This window comes from Candidatus Frankia alpina, from assembly GCF_902806485.1.
GTDB classification, from domain to species: domain Bacteria; phylum Actinomycetota; class Actinomycetes; order Frankiales; family Frankiaceae; genus Frankia; species Frankia alpina.
This window is the reverse complement of record NZ_CADCWT010000020.1, coordinates 1-15,457: the sequence shown is the minus strand read 5'-3', so window position 1 is coordinate 15,457 and position 15,457 is coordinate 1. Positions and strand designations below refer to the sequence as shown.

11 protein-coding genes and 2 pseudogenes are annotated in these 15,457 nt (G+C 71.5%); 1 reads left to right on the top strand and 12 read right to left on the bottom strand.

The window, feature by feature from the left end:
- Positions 1-20 precede the first annotated feature (20 nt).
- From G6R25_RS04470 to G6R25_RS26195, 10 genes and pseudogenes are all read right to left on the bottom strand, one after another.
- Entirely contained in the window at positions 21-2,525 is a 2,505-nt protein-coding gene (locus tag G6R25_RS04470; RefSeq protein ID WP_163551965.1) for an ATP-dependent Clp protease ATP-binding subunit, read from the bottom strand.
- Positions 2,526-3,027: 502 nt separating this feature from the next.
- A complete protein-coding gene (locus tag G6R25_RS04465) occupies positions 3,028-3,990 on the bottom strand; it encodes a (2Fe-2S)-binding protein (RefSeq protein WP_163551964.1) in 963 nt (320 codons plus the stop codon).
- Positions 3,991-4,175: 185 nt separating this feature from the next.
- Positions 4,176-5,090: an SGNH/GDSL hydrolase family protein gene (locus G6R25_RS04460; RefSeq protein ID WP_235947405.1), complete on the bottom strand. Its 915-nt coding sequence runs from the start codon at positions 5,088-5,090 to the stop codon at positions 4,176-4,178.
- A gap of 124 nt (positions 5,091-5,214) precedes the next feature.
- The gene (locus G6R25_RS04455; protein ID WP_163551963.1) at positions 5,215-5,967 is read right to left on the bottom strand and encodes a type III pantothenate kinase; all 753 of its coding nucleotides are present in this window, start codon (positions 5,965-5,967) and stop codon (positions 5,215-5,217) included.
- Positions 5,967-6,932, bottom strand: a complete 966-nt coding sequence (gene nadC / locus G6R25_RS04450) for a carboxylating nicotinate-nucleotide diphosphorylase (protein ID WP_205446860.1) — start codon at positions 6,930-6,932, stop codon at positions 5,967-5,969. The genes G6R25_RS04455 and nadC overlap by 1 nt, the downstream gene beginning before the upstream one ends.
- A 110-nt stretch (positions 6,933-7,042) precedes the next feature.
- A complete protein-coding gene (locus G6R25_RS04445; protein WP_163551961.1) occupies positions 7,043-8,743 on the bottom strand; it encodes an L-aspartate oxidase in 1,701 nt (566 codons plus the stop codon).
- Positions 8,740-9,174: an aspartate 1-decarboxylase gene (gene panD, locus G6R25_RS04440; RefSeq protein WP_136446879.1), complete on the bottom strand. Its 435-nt coding sequence runs from the start codon at positions 9,172-9,174 to the stop codon at positions 8,740-8,742. Before panD ends, G6R25_RS04445 begins: the two co-directional genes overlap by 4 nt.
- A gap of 2 nt (positions 9,175-9,176) precedes the next feature.
- The gene (panC, locus tag G6R25_RS04435) at positions 9,177-10,325 is read right to left on the bottom strand and encodes a pantoate--beta-alanine ligase (RefSeq protein WP_235947403.1); all 1,149 of its coding nucleotides are present in this window, start codon (positions 10,323-10,325) and stop codon (positions 9,177-9,179) included.
- A gap of 388 nt (positions 10,326-10,713) precedes the next feature.
- The gene (locus G6R25_RS26200) at positions 10,714-11,805 is read right to left on the bottom strand and encodes an MMPL family transporter (RefSeq protein ID WP_235947401.1); all 1,092 of its coding nucleotides are present in this window, start codon (positions 11,803-11,805) and stop codon (positions 10,714-10,716) included.
- A gap of 385 nt (positions 11,806-12,190) precedes the next feature.
- Positions 12,191-12,940, bottom strand: a pseudogene (locus tag G6R25_RS26195) (MMPL family transporter); the annotation flags it as partial.
- Between G6R25_RS26195 and G6R25_RS26190 the strand changes: the two are divergent.
- On the top strand, positions 12,888-13,073 hold the full coding sequence (locus G6R25_RS26190) for a hypothetical protein (protein WP_235947399.1): 186 nt from the start codon (positions 12,888-12,890) through the stop codon (positions 13,071-13,073). The pseudogene G6R25_RS26195 and the gene G6R25_RS26190 overlap by 53 nt on opposite strands.
- Positions 13,074-13,519: 446 nt before the next feature.
- Here G6R25_RS26190 and G6R25_RS04425 read toward each other — a convergent pair whose 3' ends face one another.
- Complete coding sequence (locus G6R25_RS04425) at positions 13,520-14,431, bottom strand: phosphoribosylaminoimidazolesuccinocarboxamide synthase (RefSeq protein WP_163551960.1); 912 nt, start codon at positions 14,429-14,431, stop codon at positions 13,520-13,522.
- 106 nt (positions 14,432-14,537) lie between these two features.
- Positions 14,538-15,457, bottom strand: a pseudogene (locus G6R25_RS04420) (hypothetical protein); the annotation flags it as partial.

Here is a 15,457-nt window from a genome sequence, read left to right as displayed (position 1 = left end):
CTGGTTGCGCGCCGGTGGTGCTACTCGCTGGACTTGGCGAGGTCGATCGGCGGCGCGTCCGGAACCTGGGTCGGCTTGGTCTCGCCGCGGAAGACGAACTTGGCGTCGTCCCCCTCGCCTTCGACGTCGCCGACGACGATCTCGCCCGGCTTGAGCGTGCCGTACAGGATCTTCTCAGACAGGACGTCCTCGATCTCGCGCTGGATCGTCCGGCGCAGCGGCCGGGCGCCGAGCACGGGGTCGTAACCCTTCTTCGCCAGCAGCGCCTTGGCGGCCGACGTCAGCTCCAGGGCCATGTCCTTGTCCTTGAGCTGGATGTCCACCCGGGCCAGCATGAGATCGACGATCTGGATGATCTCGTTCTCGGAGAGCTGGTGGAAGACGATGATGTCGTCGATCCGGTTGAGGAACTCCGGCCGGAAGTGCTGCTTGAGCTCGTCCTGGACCCTCGCCTTCATCCGTTCGTAGTCGACGGCGCCCTGACCGGTGGCGAAGCCGATACCGGGGCCCTTGGAGATGTCCCGGGTGCCCAGGTTCGACGTCATGATCAGGACGGTGTTCTTGAAGTCGACCAGCCGGCCCTGGGAGTCGGTCAGGCGACCGTCCTCCAGGATCTGTAGGAGCGTGTTGAAGACGTCGGGGTGGGCCTTCTCGACCTCGTCGAACAGGACGACCGAGAACGGCTTGCGCCGCACCCGCTCGGTGAGCTGGCCGCCCTCCTCGTAGCCGACGTATCCGGGCGGGGAGCCCACCAGCCGCGAGACGGTGTGCTTCTCCATGTACTCGGACATGTCGAGCTGGATGAGCGCGTCCTCGTCACCGAAGAGGAACTCGGCGAGCGTCTTGGACAGCTCGGTCTTACCGACACCAGACGGGCCCGCGAAGATGAACGACCCGCCGGGACGCTTGGGGTCCTTCAGCCCGGCGCGGGTACGCCGGATCGCCTGGGAGACGGCCTTGATGGCCTGCTGCTGGCCGATGACCCGCCGGTGCAGCTCGTCCTCCATGCGGAGCAGACGCGCGGTCTCCTCCTCGGTGAGCTTGAAGACGGGGATACCGGTCCAGATCGCGAGGACCTCGGCGATCTCCTCGTCGCCGACTTCGGCGACGACGTCCATGTCGCCGGCCTTCCACTCCTTCTCCCGCTTCGCCTTCTCGGACAGGAGGGTCTTCTCCTTGTCCCGCAGGGAGGCGGCCTTCTCGAAGTCCTGCGCGTCGATCGCGGACTCCTTGTCCCGGCGGACGCCCGCGATGCGCTCGTCGAACTCACGCAGGTCCGGCGGCGCGGTCATCCGGCGGATGCGCATCCGGGAGCCGGCCTCGTCGATCAGGTCGATCGCCTTGTCCGGCAGGAAACGGTCCGAGATGTACCGGTCGGCCAGGGAGGCGGCGGCGACCAGGGCGGCATCGGTGATCGAGACGCGGTGGTGCGCCTCGTACCGGTCGCGCAGGCCCTTGAGGATCTCGATGGTGTGCGCCACCGACGGCTCCGCGACCTGGATCGGCTGGAAGCGGCGCTCGAGCGCGGCATCCTTTTCCAGGTGCTTGCGGTACTCGTCGAGGGTGGTGGCACCGATCGTCTGCAGCTCACCGCGGGCGAGCATCGGCTTGAGGATCGACGCGGCGTCGATCGCGCCCTCGGCGGCGCCCGCGCCGACCAGCGTGTGCAGCTCGTCGATGAACAGGATGATGTCGCCGCGGGTGCGGATCTCCTTGAGGACCTTCTTCAGCCGCTCCTCGAAGTCACCGCGGTAGCGGGACCCGGCGACCAGAGCGCCGAGATCGAGGGTGTAGAGCTGCTTGTCCTTCAGGGTCTCGGGCACCTCGCCCTTGACGATCGCCTGCGCCAGGCCCTCGACGACGGCGGTCTTGCCGACGCCGGGCTCGCCGATCAGGACCGGGTTGTTCTTGGTCCGACGCGACAGCACCTGCATGACGCGCTCGATCTCCTTCTCGCGCCCGATGACCGGGTCGAGTTTGGACTCGCGCGCCGCCGCGGTGAGGTTGCGGCCGAACTGGTCGAGCACCAGCGAGGTGGACGGGGTGCCCTCGGCCGGAGCGCCGGAGGTGGCCGTCTCGCCCTTGCCCTGGTAGCCGGACAGGAGCTGGATGACCTGCTGGCGCACGCGGTTGAGGTCCGCGCCCAGCTTCACGAGCACCTGAGCGGCGACGCCCTCGCCCTCGCGGATCAGGCCGAGCAGGATGTGTTCGGTCCCGATGTAGTTGTGGCCGAGCTGGAGGGCCTCCCGGAGCGACAGCTCCAGGACCTTCTTCGCACGCGGGGTGAACGGGATGTGCCCGCTCGGTGCCTGCTGGCCCTGGCCGATGATCTCCTCGACCTGAGACCGCACACCCTCAAGGGAGATGCCGAGGGACTCGAGGGCCTTGGCGGCGACGCCCTCGCCCTCGTGGATCAGGCCGAGCAGGATGTGCTCGGTCCCGATGTAGTTGTGGTTGAGCATCCTGGCCTCTTCTTGGGCCAGGACGACGACCCGACGTGCCCGGTCGGTGAATCTCTCGAACATGTGCGCTCCTTCGAGCTGCGACCGACCACACGACAGCCGGTATCCGCATGCTAGCTCCGCCGAGGCATGTCCTCACGCATCGAACAGAAACCTACCCGCCGGCTCCGCCCTCATCGTCGAGGACGGAGGACCGACTCAACTGCCGGCCCGACCAGCGGAGACGCTTAGGGCAACCGTGGCCGACCAGCCATGATTCCGTCACGTCGTTCCGCCAAGAGCAGAACGACTCGAGCTGCGCGGCGCCGTCGCCGCCCGCCCGCTCGGGGCCGTGAGGGCCGCCCGCGAGGCGGTCTCCCGCCCCGACAGGCTCTCCCTCGTCACTACTCACGGTAGTCGATGGCGGGGTGCCTTCTGTTGTGATTGGCGCCACATGCGCATCGCTTTGCTGTTTTGATGTTACGTATCGTCGTCGATGCTCGAAGGATCTCGCGCATTGTCAGACCCAGTGCATTCGGTTAACCACTTTACGTCTGTCGTCGCTGAAGCGCGTGCCGGGCACTGGTCATACCGCAAGTGCTCCGTGACCCTGCGTATCTATCCAGGCGCGCATGCGTCGCTCCCGTTCGATGTCGTCGGTGAAGGGACAGGTCGTGCAGTACTCGTCGCCGAGGCGGTGCGCGAGGCAGCAGGATCCGCAGCGCATCCCGGTGTAGGGCCGGCCGCGATGGACGAATTCGTGCCAGCGCGGGCGGGCGCGCATGGTCGGGGCCGCCCGTTCGAAGAAGGCGTCGGCCTCGTCCCGTCCCGCGTCGGGGTCGCCGGTGGCTCGCTCGGTCAGCAGGAAGGCGCGTGCGCACTGGGCGGCCACCGCTCCCCAGAGGGCCGGATAGCCGAGTCGGACCCGCCCCCGCAGCTCCCGGACGAAGGGCCCCAGATGGGTGAGGATCTCGTCCGCGAGGACTCCCCGCAGCGCGGCGAGATCACCGACCACCCGGTCCGCCCCCTCGTCGGGTGGCCTCGCGGGCTCGTCAGGTGGCCTCGCGGGGTGGGCGCCGCCCGCGACTGCCCGGGCGTCGGCCAGCACCGTCCCGGCGGGTCCGTGCAGCGCCGTCCGGTCGTACCAGCCGCTGTCGAGCTCCCGCAGCGACATCCGCGCCGGGTTCAGGTCCGGGACTCGTCGCAGCAGCATGTAGGAGGCGACGGCCGGCGCCACGACGGCGGCGGAGTACCAGTTGGCCAGGTAGCTGGCGGCGACCTCGGGGCTGGCACCGGGATGGGACCGAGCGATCCGGGCCAGCGACCGCGTCACTCCCCCCGGCTCGGTGAGGAAGGCGCAGTCCGCCCAGCCGGGGCCGGTCGGCACGCCGTAACACAGGCTGCGAGGTTCCAGCGTGCCGGCAAGATCATGCGGGACGATTCCCTGCGCGGCGGTCGCGCTGGACTCCCGCGGGGAGCGGCGGGTCGAGGCGCCGCCTTCGGTGGCCGACTCCCGCGGCGCCGCGGGAGTCGGCAGTGGCACGAGCATGAGCTTAGGTAAAGCTAGCTTCACCGCGCTGTCAAATGACTGTGACCACACCGGCATGCACACCCGACATAGGCCCGACTGCGTACTGTGCGTGATTATCCTCGCCTCCTTCGCATCGCGCATCTGGCGGTGCGGGCGAGGGTGTGGCGGTGCGGGCGAGGGTGGCGGTGACGGTGCAGGTGGGGTCAGCGGCGGTCGGTGGAGAGGCGGCGGTCGACCGCCGTGGCGATGGCCTGCTGACCGCGGGCGGTCGGGTGCGCGCTGAGGTCGCGGGCCGGCGGGAACAGGCCGATCGGGGCCACCCAGGAGTCCTTGGTGCAGATCTCGTGGCCGCGCAGCGTCCGGTCGGTCGCGACGTACTCCACGTCCGCGTCGGCCGCCGCCCGCCGGATCACCCGGTTCAGCTGGCTGTTCAGACTGGTGAGCTGGCGTCGTTCGGTATTACTCAGCCATTTACAGGTGTTCTTGTGTTGACTGCTCGGGAATATTTCGGGATATCCGACCACGACGATCCTGGAGTGCGGCGCCGCCGCCTTCACCGCCGCATAGTTCGCGCTCAGGACATCCGGGAGTTCCTTGGTGATGTGATCCAGTTCGCGCTTGTCCTTGCCATCCCAGAAACATTTCCAGGCGAAGCAGCTCAGGATTACGTTGCTAAAACCGATATCATTGCCGCCGATGGTGATGGTGACGATATCCGGGGCGGTACGCAGCCGCCGCAACTGGGTCAACTGTGGCTGCTCGCCCTTGAACGACTCGTTGAGGGCGTCCGTGGTCGCCCCGGAGCACGCCGCGAACAGCGCGACGGTGGTCGACGGCTCCATGGCGGCGAGCCGCCGCGGCCACGCCTGGCTGCTACGCCGACAGCGGGGAGCGAGCACGTCGAAGGGGGGGCTGCCCTCGCCCGAGGAATAGGAGTCGCCCAGCGCCGCCAGGGTGCGCTGCCGCGACGCCGTGGCAGCCGACGCATTCCACCCGGACGACACCGTCACGGCGGTATAGAGGAATACCGTCGACAGAACGAGAAGGAGGGGCCGGGCGAGGCGCCCGGACCGGCCGGCACCACGACCCGCCCATGCTCCCGAGGATCGGTCCCGCATGGCAGGAATCGTAACCGGCGGAACCGGCCTCGCCTCCTGGATCCGGCAAGATGTCGGTTACCTGACCGGCCGCCGGTCGGGAATTCGCCCGCCAGTTGCCGGACGAATCACGCCGCGGCCGAAATCAGCTGTTCTTTTCGAAGACCAGGCGTAGACCGATGAGCGTCAGATGCGGCTCGTGCCGGTCGAGCGTCTCGCTTTCCTTGATGACGAGTGAGGCGAGTCCGCCGGTGGCGATCGCGGTCGCGTGCGCGCCGAGCTCGGCGCGGATCCGCCGGACCAACCCGTCCACCTGGCCGGCGACCCCGAAGATCATCCCGGACTGGAGCGCCTCGACGGTGCTCTTGCCGATCACCGACCGCGGCGGGGTGAGCTCGACCTTGCGCAGCTGCGCCGCGCGGGACGCCAGCGCGTCCAGGGCGATCTCGATGCCGGGTGCGAGGACCCCGCCGATGAACTCGCCCCGCGCCGAGACCACGTCCAGGTTCGTCGAGGTCCCGAAGTCGACGACGATCGCCGGGCCGCCGTACAGGTGGTGCGCGGCGAGCGTGTTCATGATCCGGTCCGCGCCGGCTTCCTTCGGGTTGTCGATCAGGATCGGCACCCCCGTCCGGGTGCCCGGTTCGACGATGACGACCGGAGTGTTGCGGAAGGCCCGGACCACCATCCGGCGCAGCTCCCGCAGCGCCGCGGGGACCGTCGAGCAGATCGAAACGCCCGTGATCCGATGCCCGCCGAGCAGGCCGCGATAGAGCAGCACCAGCTCGTCGGCGGTGGAGTGCGGGTCGGTGCGGACCCGCCAGGAGTCGGCGAGCTCATCGCTGTCGAAGACGCCGACGACGGTGTTGGTGTTGCCGACGTCGATGGCGAGCAGCATCAGGACTCCTCCACGGTCGGGCCCGCCCAGTCCGGTCCCGAGGGACGGCCGGGATCGAGATCGAGATCGAGGCCGAGATCGAGAGCGGGCGCGGAGTGGGTGAGGGCGCCGACGGCAAGATAGTCCACCCCGGTGGCCGCGACGTCCGGGGCCACCCGTAGGGTCAGCCCGCCGCTGGCCTCCAGCCGCACCCCCGCCGGCCTGGCGATTGCCACCGAGGCCCGCAGATCCTGCGAGGTCATGTTGTCGCAGAGGATGAGGTCCGCCCCCGCGGCGACGGCCTCGGCGACCTGGTCGACTGTGTCGCACTCGACCTCGACGGGCAGCCCCGGGAAGCGGGCCCGCACCGCCGCGAAGGCCGCTGCCACCCCGCCCGCGGCGACCACATGGTTGTCCTTGATCAGTGCCGCGTCGGTCAGCGACATCCGGTGGTTGCGGCCCCCACCGCAGCGCACGGCGTACTTTTCCAGGGCACGCAGCCCGGGCAGCGTCTTGCGGGTGTCGCGGATCGCCGCGCCCGTCCCGGCGATGGCGTCGACCCAGGCGCGGGTCAGCGTGGCGATCCCGGACAGGTGGCACAGCAGGTTCAGCGCGGTGCGCTCGGCGGTGAGCAGGCCGCGGACCGGGCCGTTGACCCGGGCCACCGTCGTGCCGGGGGAGACGGCGTCGCCGTCGTGGGCGGTCAGGGTGACGGTCACGGACCGGCCGAGCAGGCTCTCGAACACCGCCGCGGCTACCGGTAGCCCGGCGACCGTGCCGGCCGCGCGGCTGACCAGGGCGCCGTGCCCGACCAGGGCGGCGTCGACGGTTGCCTCGGAGGTGGCGTCGACCGCGCCGATCCGGCCGCTCGGCCCGTCCGACTCCGAGCTCGGCAGGTCCTCGGCGACGGCTCGGCCGATCACCGCGACAACGCCCTCGGGGTCGAGGCCGGCCGCCGCCAGGGCGCTGCGGGTGGCGGGGGACAGCCGACCGCTGTGGACCTCGGCCCAGTAGTGGTCCGCCGCGGCCTGGTCGGCGGCTGTGGCTGTGTCCGCGGCCACTTCGCCGGCCACGGCCTGGGGGGTGCGCGGACCGCTCACGGCGCCGGCCGCATGGGTTCGACGTCGATGATCAGTTCCCCCTCCGGGTCGAGTCGGGTCAGGATCCGGCCAAGCCAGTGCACGTCGTCGCGTTCGCCGAAGTCCTCCCGCCAGTGGGAGCCCCGGGTCTCCGTGCGGGTCGCGGCGGCGGCGACCAGCGCGGTCGCGACGGTCCGCAGGTTGGTCATCTCCCAGGCCGGCGGGCCGGCGGTCACCGTCGCACCGCTGAGCCGCAGGTCGCCGAGGCCGGCCAGGACCTTCGCCGTTGCCCGCAGGCTGTCGGCACTGCGCAGCACCCCGGCACCGTCGGTCATCGCCCGGGTCAGCTCGGCGCGTTCGGCCGGATCGGTCAGCCCGCTGCCCCGACCGACGATCGGGGCGGCGGGCACGGCGTCGCCGCGCCGGCCCGCGCGCTCGGTGCCCGCGATGTCGTGGGCGATGCGGGCCGCGAAGACCAGGCCCTCCAGCAGGCTGTTCGACGCCAGCCGGTTGGCGCCGTGCACCCCGGTGCAGGCCACCTCCCCGCAGGCGTACAGGCCGGGGACGGTGGTGCGGCCCCACAGGTCGGTGCGCACCCCGCCGGAGGCGTAGTGGGCGGCCGGCGCGACCGGGATCGGCATGGTCACCGGGTCGACGCCGACCGAGCGGCAGCGGGCGGTGATCGACGGGAAGCGCCGCTCGATCGTCTGCGCCCCGAGCCCCAGGGCGTCGAGATACAGGTGCTCGACGCCCTGGGCCGCCATCACCCGCGACATCTGCTTGGCGACGACGTCGCGGGGGGCGAGGTCGGCCAGCGGATGGGCACCGGCCATCACCTGCTCGCCGGCGGCGTCGACGAGGACGGCGCCCTCGCCGCGCATCGCCTCGCTGACCAGCGGCTGCTGGCCGCCGGGTTGGGCGCCCATCTGGGCCGAAGCCGCCGGCGGCAGCCACAGCGCGGTCGGGTGGAACTGGACGAACTCCAGGTCGGCGACGACGGCGCCGGCCCGCAGGGCCAGCGCCACGCCATCCCCGGTGGACACGCCCGGATTGGTGGTCGAGGCGAAGATCTGCCCCATCCCGCCGGTCGCGAGCACGACCGTGGGCGCGGTGACCGCCCCGACGCCGTCCCGGCTGCCCTCGCCGAGCACGTGCAGGGTCGCGCCGGCCGTGCGGCCGTCGGCGTCCCGCAGCAGGTCCAGGACGAGGGCGTTCTCGATCACCTCGATCTCGGGATCAGCCCGCACCGCGGCGATCAGGGCCCGCTCGACCTCCAGCCCGGTGGCGTCGCCGCCGGCATGGACGATCCGGTTGCGCAGGTGACCGCCCTCGCGGGTGAGGGCGAACGAGCCGTCGTCGGCCCGGTCGAAGCGCGCGCCGAGCTCGGCGAGCTCCCGAACCCTGGCCGGTCCCTCGTCGACCAGCACCTGCGCGGCGCCCGGGTCGCACAGGCCGACGCCGGCGACGAGAGTGTCGGCGAGATGGTCGGCGGCGGAGTCCTCGGCGGCAAGTGCCGCGGCGATCCCACCCTGCGCCCACCGGGTGGAGCCCGCGTCGAGATGCGCCTTCGTGACCAGCAGGACCCGGGCCGAAGGCAGCTCCCGGCGCAGGTGCAGGACCGCGGTGAGCCCGGCGATCCCCGATCCGATGACGACGATGTCCGCGGCGCGGGTCCACCCTGGACGCGGCGCGCCGAGCCGGCATGGCAGCATGATCACCGGGGTGCCACGACCGTTCGGCTGACGTCACCGCGCAGGCTCTCCGGATCGCCGGGAAGCGCCTCGGCCGGGTCGTGCCTGCGGCCGATGATGCGGTTCTCGGCATCGACGAACAGCACGCGGGGGACGTGCCGGCGCGCCTGCGCGTCCTCCATCATCCCGTAGGCGATGATGATGACCAGGTCACCGGGCTGGACCAGCCGGGCCGCCGCGCCGTTGATGCCGATCACGCCGCTGCCGGCCGGGCCCGCGATCGTGTACGTCTCCAGGCGGGCGCCGTTGTTGATGTCGACGATCGTCACCTGCTCGCCGGGGAGCAGGTCGGCGGCCTCGAGCAGGTCGGCGTCGATCGTCACCGAGCCCACGTAGTGCAGGTCGGCCTGGGTGACCGTGGCCCGGTGGATCTTGGCGGTGAGCATGGTGCGCAACACGGTCAGGCCCCCTGGGCGTCGGTGGGGAGGATGAGCGAGATGTTGTCGATCAGGCGGGTCGTGCCCACACGGGCGGCGACGAGCAGCAGCGCGGGGCCGCTGCGGACCGGCCCCAGGTCCTCGGGGCTGGCCAGTTCGAGGTAGTCGACGGCGACGCCGTCCGCCGCGGCGAGCACGGCGCCCGCGGCCGCGAGCACCGCCGGCGCCCCCGCGCCGCTGGCCGCCACGCCGGCGGCGAGCGCCCGGGACAGCGCGAGCGCGTCGGTCCGCTGCACGGGGGTGAGGTAGACGTTGCGGCTCGACCTCGCCAGACCGTCGGGCTCGCGGGCCGTCTCCACCCCGATGACGGTGACGTCGAAGGCGAGGTCAGCGACCATCCGACGGATGCAGACGAGCTGCTGGGCGTCCTTGCGGCCGAAGAACGCCAGGTCCGGATGGACCAGGTGCAGCATGGTCCCGACGAGGGTGAGCATCCCGTCGAAGTGACCCGGGCGGGACGCGCCCTCCAGCACCGCGCCGAGCGGTCCGGCGCTGAGCTGGACCAGCGGCGGCGGATCGTGGATCGCCTTGGGGGCGAACACCACGTCGACCCCCTCCCGGGCGCACACTGCGAGGTCCGCGGCGAGCGTGCGCGGGTAGCGGTCGAGGTCCTCGCCCGCCCCGAACTGCAACGGGTTGACGAAGATCGTGGCGACCACCTGGTCGGCCTGGGCGCGGGCCGCCCGCAGCAGGCTGGCGTGCCCCTCGTGCAGCGTCCCCATGGTCATGACCACGGCGCGGACCGGGCGGTCGTGCCGCGAGGACGCGCGGGCGGGCCCCGCATCGTCCTCGGCGGCCGATCGTGGGTGCGCACCCGGCCGCTGGTCCAGCGTGACGAGGGCGGCCCGCAGCTCGGCTCGGTCGCGGGCGACCACGGGCTGAGCTGGTCCGGCCGGCGCCGGCGTCGGGCGGGGAATGGTCGCCGGCTGGGGCGCTGCCGCCGCGGGCTGGACGGCTACCGCTGCCGCTGCCGACTGGGTGCTCGCCGCTGGCTCGGTGCTCGCTGTGGGCTCGGTGGTCGCCGTGGGCTCGGCGGTGGCGGCGGATTCAGAACCGGTGGGCCGACCGGGGCGCGGGGCGCGGTCGGGCTCGGTGGAGAGGTCGATGCTCATCGTTTCCGTTCCAGTCCTCGGGTGGGGTACCGGACGTCGAGCGCCACTGTAACTCGCCCGCAATGCTCCCCGCGACTCCCTGTGATCCGGGCATCGTCGGCTTGATCCACGCGCCGTTTCCCCTGCCCCGCGCCGGTGCTAGACGTGTCCGAACCAGGGACGGGGCCGGTTGCGGTACGTTCTGCACGGTCTGGGCCAGCAGACCGTGCACACTGCACCGCAATGCGCCTCCCGCGCACCGCAACCGACCGCTACCGGTGAAGATTCGTGTCCGAGGTGCGCCGGCGGAGCAGGGCGACAGCACCACCGTCCCTCAACACTGATCGTCTACGACCCCGGGCAGATAGGACTGACACTCGTCTAGGGGGCGGGCGGTGCGGGCGCCTCGTCAAGGCGGCGGCATCGCCCAGCGGGGCGTCGGGTAGCCCGGTCGAGGCCGTCGTGGGGGATCCAGCGGACCGGTGCCGGCGCTAGTGCCGATGTGGTCCGGGGTGGCCTCCTGCACCGGCTCGGGCTGGGTCGTCCTGGCGAGCTGGCCGATCTGGTCCGGGCGGGTCCGGTGTCCGGCCGCGCCGATCGGCTGGGTCGGCAGGTCGGGACCGCTCGCGTCGGCCGCCCCCGATTCCGGCCACACTCCCGATTCCGGCGTCGTGCCCCGCCACACCCGCTCCCCGAGCAGGGTGAGCACCGCCGGCATGAGGATCACCCGGATGACGGTGGCGTCGATGAGGATCGCGGCACCGAGGCCCACCCCGAGCTGCTTCATACTGACCTGGGACAGCGTCGCGAAGATCGAGAAGACCGCGACCATGATGACCGCCGCGCTCGTCACCACCCCGGCGCTGCGCCGCACCCCCACCGTCACGGCGTCGCGCATGGACAGCCCGGCCGTCCGGGCCTCCCGGACCCGGCTGAGCACGAAGACCTGGTAATCCATGGACAGCCCGAACAGCACCACGAACAACATCAGCGGCAGCCAGTTGGTGACGGCCCCGGTGGAGGTGTAGCCGAGCAGCCCGTCGGCCCAGTGATGCTGGAAGACGGCGACCAGCAGGCCGTAGGCGGCGCCCACCGACAGCAGGTTCAGCCCGACGGCCACCGCCGCGACGACGGCGCTGCGGAACGCGGCCAGCAGCAGCCCGAAGGCGAGCACCATCACGAAGCCGATGACCAGCGGGGTCCGGCTGTTGAGGCGGGCATTGAAGTCCGCGGAGCCGGCCGTCGTGCCGGTGACGTCGGCGCGCAGGCCCGGCGTGGCGCCGATGGTCGCCGGGATCACCGTGGACCGCAGCGTGTGCAGGGCTCGCACGGACTCCCCGTCCGTGCCGCTGCCCGCGATCGGAATCTTTACCCGGGCGACGCGATGGTCGGCGGTGACCGTGACGACCACCGGCTCGAACATCCGGCCGCTGGCGATCGCCCGGGTGCGCAGCGCGTCGATGGCCGCCCGCACCTGCGGGGTGGTGACGTCCGGTGCCACCTGTGCCGTCCGTCCCGGAGACGGCCACCTCGCCGCCGGGGAAGGCCGCGGAGAGCCGGTCGTAGGTCTTCATGATCGGCAGGTTCTTCGGGATGTCGTCGATGCCAGGTTCGGCGGTGTGCATCCCGAGCGCGGGCAGGGCCAGCAGCACCAGCAGGCCGCCCGCGACCGCGGCGACCGGCCCGGGCCGGCGCAGCAGCCGGCCCATGATGCCTGGCCTGGCCAGCTGCGCCTGGTAGGCGCGTCGCCGCGCGAGCAGCTCGTCCCCGGGGCCGTGGACGGCGGGATCCAGCGGTTCGACCGGCTCGGTGCCGGCCCGGTCCCGCCGCCTCGCGCGGCGACGACGCCGGGCGGGCCCGCCCGCCCGGCGGTGCCACGGCAGGCGCAGCAGCTCCACCCGGTCGCCGAGCAGCGACAGCAGCGCGGGCAGCACGGTGAGCGACCCGAGCACGGCCACCAGGACCACGATGATCGTGCCGACCGCGACCCCGGTGAACACGGACAGCCCGGTGATGAACAGGCCCGCCATCGACGCCGCGACCGTCAGACCGGAGACCAGCACCGCGTGCCCGGACGTCTCGGCGGCGATCTCCAGGGCGCGCTGCGGGCCGTGGCCGGCGGCCCGCTCCTCGCGTTCCCGGCGGATGTAGAACAAGGCGTAGTCGACGCCGACCGCGAGCCCGATGAGCAGCATCACCGAGGTCGCCGTGTCGTCGGTCGGGAACAGCCGACTGGCGAAGGCGACCAGGCCGAGCGCTCCGACGAAGGCGGTCAGCGCCAACCCCATCGGGATCACCGCGGCGACCACCGCGCCGAACACGGCCAGCAGGATGCCGAGCGTGAGCGGGATGGCGAGCAGCTCGGCGTGGTGGAAGTCATTGCCGACGGTGGCGTCCAGGGCCTTGTCGGCGCTGGCGTCCCCGAACTGTTCGACCGACACGCCAGGATGCGCCGCGCGGACGGCGGCGACGGCGTCCAGTGTCGGTTCGGCCGGCGCCGGATCGGCCGGCGCCGGATCGTCCTCGGTGCCCTTCAGGTTGAAGGCCAGCAGCACCGAGCGCAGGTCGTGAGAGACCAGGCCGGTGTCGGTGCTCGCCCCGGGCAGGGCCAGCGGGCTGCGAAGCGCGGTGGCCACCCCGCTCACCCGGACCCGGGCGGCGACGTCGGTCAGCGCCGAGCGGATCTGCGGGTCGGCCAGCAGCGCCTGCGGGTTCGCCGCGGGGGTGGTGCGCTGGATCAGGACGTTCTCGTCGGCCGGGTTGACGTAGCCGTGCTCGGCGAGGATGCGCTGGGCTCGGGCGTCCTGCCCGGTGCTGTAGTCGGTGTCGGCCAGGGTGTGGGTGCCGATCATGCTGCCGAGGACGATCGCCAGGATGACACCCAGCAGCCAGCCGCCGACGGCCAGCAGCCGGTGCCGGACGCTCCACCGCGCCGCCCGCGCGGCGAGGTGCGTCGGCCGGTCCGCGCCGGCCGGCGGGCCGGCGTGTCGGCCGGCCTCGGGAAGGTCGGGCGGGCGGCCCGGACCGGCGGCTGTCGGACCTGGGGAAACGGCTGTCGGACGGGGTGGCGTCTGCATGGAACGACGATCTCGTTCCCGCCGTTCATGGTCACTGCGGCGAGCTACCGACTTCCCACTGTGGCCATCCGCCGGCTCAAGGTGGGGCTGTCCCCACCGCCGGTAGGCGGGCTCGGCTTAGCTGGTGGCGGGCTTGGCTTAGCTGGTGGAGAGATAGTCCTTGAAGGAGATGCCGGTCAGCCGCTCGTACGCCTCGACGTAGCGGGCCCGCGTCGCCTCGACGACGTCGTCCGGCAGCTCCGGCCCCGGCTCGGTCCTGTCCCAGCCGGTGCCCGTCAGGTAGTCCCGGATGTACTGCTTGTCGAACGACGGCTGGGAGACGCCCGGAGACCAGGTGTCCTCCGGCCAGAAGCGCGACGAGTCGGGGGTGAGGACCTCGTCGGCGAGTCGCAGCGTGTCCTCGGCGTCGTGGCCGAACTCGAACTTCGTGTCCGCGAGCAGGATGCCCCGCTCGGCCGCGAGGTCGCTGGCCCGGCCGAAGATCTGCAGGGTGAGCCGCTCCAGCTCGGCGGCGAGCTCGTTGCCGACCCGGCCGGCCGCGTCCGCGCGGCTGATGTTCTCGTCGTGCTCGCCGATCGGCGCCTTCGTCGACGGGGTGTAGATCGGCGCGGGCAGTCGGCTGCCGTCCACCAGCCCGGCCGGCAGCGGGTGTCCGCTGACCGCGCCGGTGCGCTGGTAGTCCTTCAGGCCGCTGCCGGTCAGGTAGCCGCGGGCCACGCACTCGATCAGCACCATGTCCAGCCGGCGGCACAGCATCGACCGGCCGCGAAGCTGCTCGGTGTACGGCGCGAGCTCGGCCGGGTACTCGTCCACGTTCGAGCTGATGACGTGCGACGGGACGAGGTCGGAGAGCTGGTCGAACCACCACAGCGACAACCCGGTCAGCACGGCGCCCTTGTCGGGAATCTCGGTCGGCAGGACCACGTCGAACGCCGAGATGCGGTCGCTGGCGACCAGGAGCACGGCATCGTCCCCGACCGCGAACAGCTCCCGGACCTTGCCCGAACCCAGGTGGGTGAGTCCGGCGAACTCCTCATGTGTCAGCGGCATGTCCCGACCGTACCGACCCCGGCCACCACCCGTGGCCTGGTGCGTCCCGCGCCATGCCAGCTCAGCAGCGTGACCAGTCGACGGGACGATGGTCAACCGCTGAGATTTAGCCCCAGACCGTAACCTGAACCTGGCTGATCCCGCCGCTGTAGGACACCACGTAGCCTGCCGCGACTCTACCGCTCCCGGAACTGACGCAGAACCGAAGGCCCGCGTGGTTGGCAACGGACGACGTCGGCTGAGTTCGCAACACGGATTCGCATTCTTTAACGGTTGGTGCGCCGGAACCGGACCAGACGGTAAACCGGGCAGGAGAATCGACTCCAACACGGCCGTCGCTGGACACCCAGAAATCGGCATCCCCCATAATGTCACCCACGTAAAGCGGTGGCGTGTCTATGTCAACGGCGTCGAAGCTCTCGTCGCGTAGGCGCAGCTGATCCTGGGCCAGGACGACGGCTGTCGGCGACGCGGCGGGTGATGTTTCCGTGGTCGATGTCCCGCCGCGCAGAGGCGCGCTCGACGACGAGAGGCCCGCGGTGGTAGGAGTGTTTGCCGCGGTGTCGCTCTTGTGTGGTGAGTCTTTGAGCGCGGCGACGAGGATTGCGAGCAGGACCACCACGAACGCTGCCGCGCCCAGGCCGCCGATGATCCACCGGCCGCGGCTTGACTGGGTGGACGGAGCAGATTTCGGCGTAGATGGAGGAATCCAGGGTGGAGGCGCGGAAGGCCACGATGCACCCGGCTGGTACGGGAGCGAGGGCGAGGAGGTGAAGGGTGTGGCTGGTTGAGGCGAGGGTGGCGCGAGGTGGTAGCGGGTCAGTTCCGCGGTCACAGTTGGGGGTAGCCAGCCTTCACCGAGGCGCAGCCGTTCGTCGCTGGAGGCGGCTCGGCACAGCTCGATCAGTTTCTCGGGCGTGGGGCGGCTTTCCTGATCCTTGGCCACGCACTGCTCCAGCACACCACGGACCTGGTCCGGGCAGCGATTCCAGTCGGGCTGTTCATGGACAATGAGCCATTCCCGGC

Excerpts from the sequence above, each read along its gene's own strand:
- G6R25_RS04470 (WP_163551965.1), bottom strand. The coding sequence starts at position 2,525 with ATGTTCGAGAGATTCACCGACCGGGCACGTCGGGTCGTCGTCCTGGCC.
- G6R25_RS04465 (WP_163551964.1), bottom strand. The coding sequence starts at position 3,990 with ATGCTCGTGCCACTGCCGACTCCCGCGGCGCCGCGGGAGTCGGCCACC.
- G6R25_RS04460 (WP_235947405.1), bottom strand. The coding sequence starts at position 5,090 with ATGCGGGACCGATCCTCGGGAGCATGGGCGGGTCGTGGTGCCGGCCGG.
- G6R25_RS04455 (WP_163551963.1), bottom strand. The coding sequence starts at position 5,967 with ATGCTGCTCGCCATCGACGTCGGCAACACCAACACCGTCGTCGGCGTC.
- panC (WP_235947403.1), bottom strand. The coding sequence starts at position 10,325 with ATGAGCATCGACCTCTCCACCGAGCCCGACCGCGCCCCGCGCCCCGGT.
- G6R25_RS04425 (WP_163551960.1), bottom strand. The coding sequence starts at position 14,431 with ATGCCGCTGACACATGAGGAGTTCGCCGGACTCACCCACCTGGGTTCG.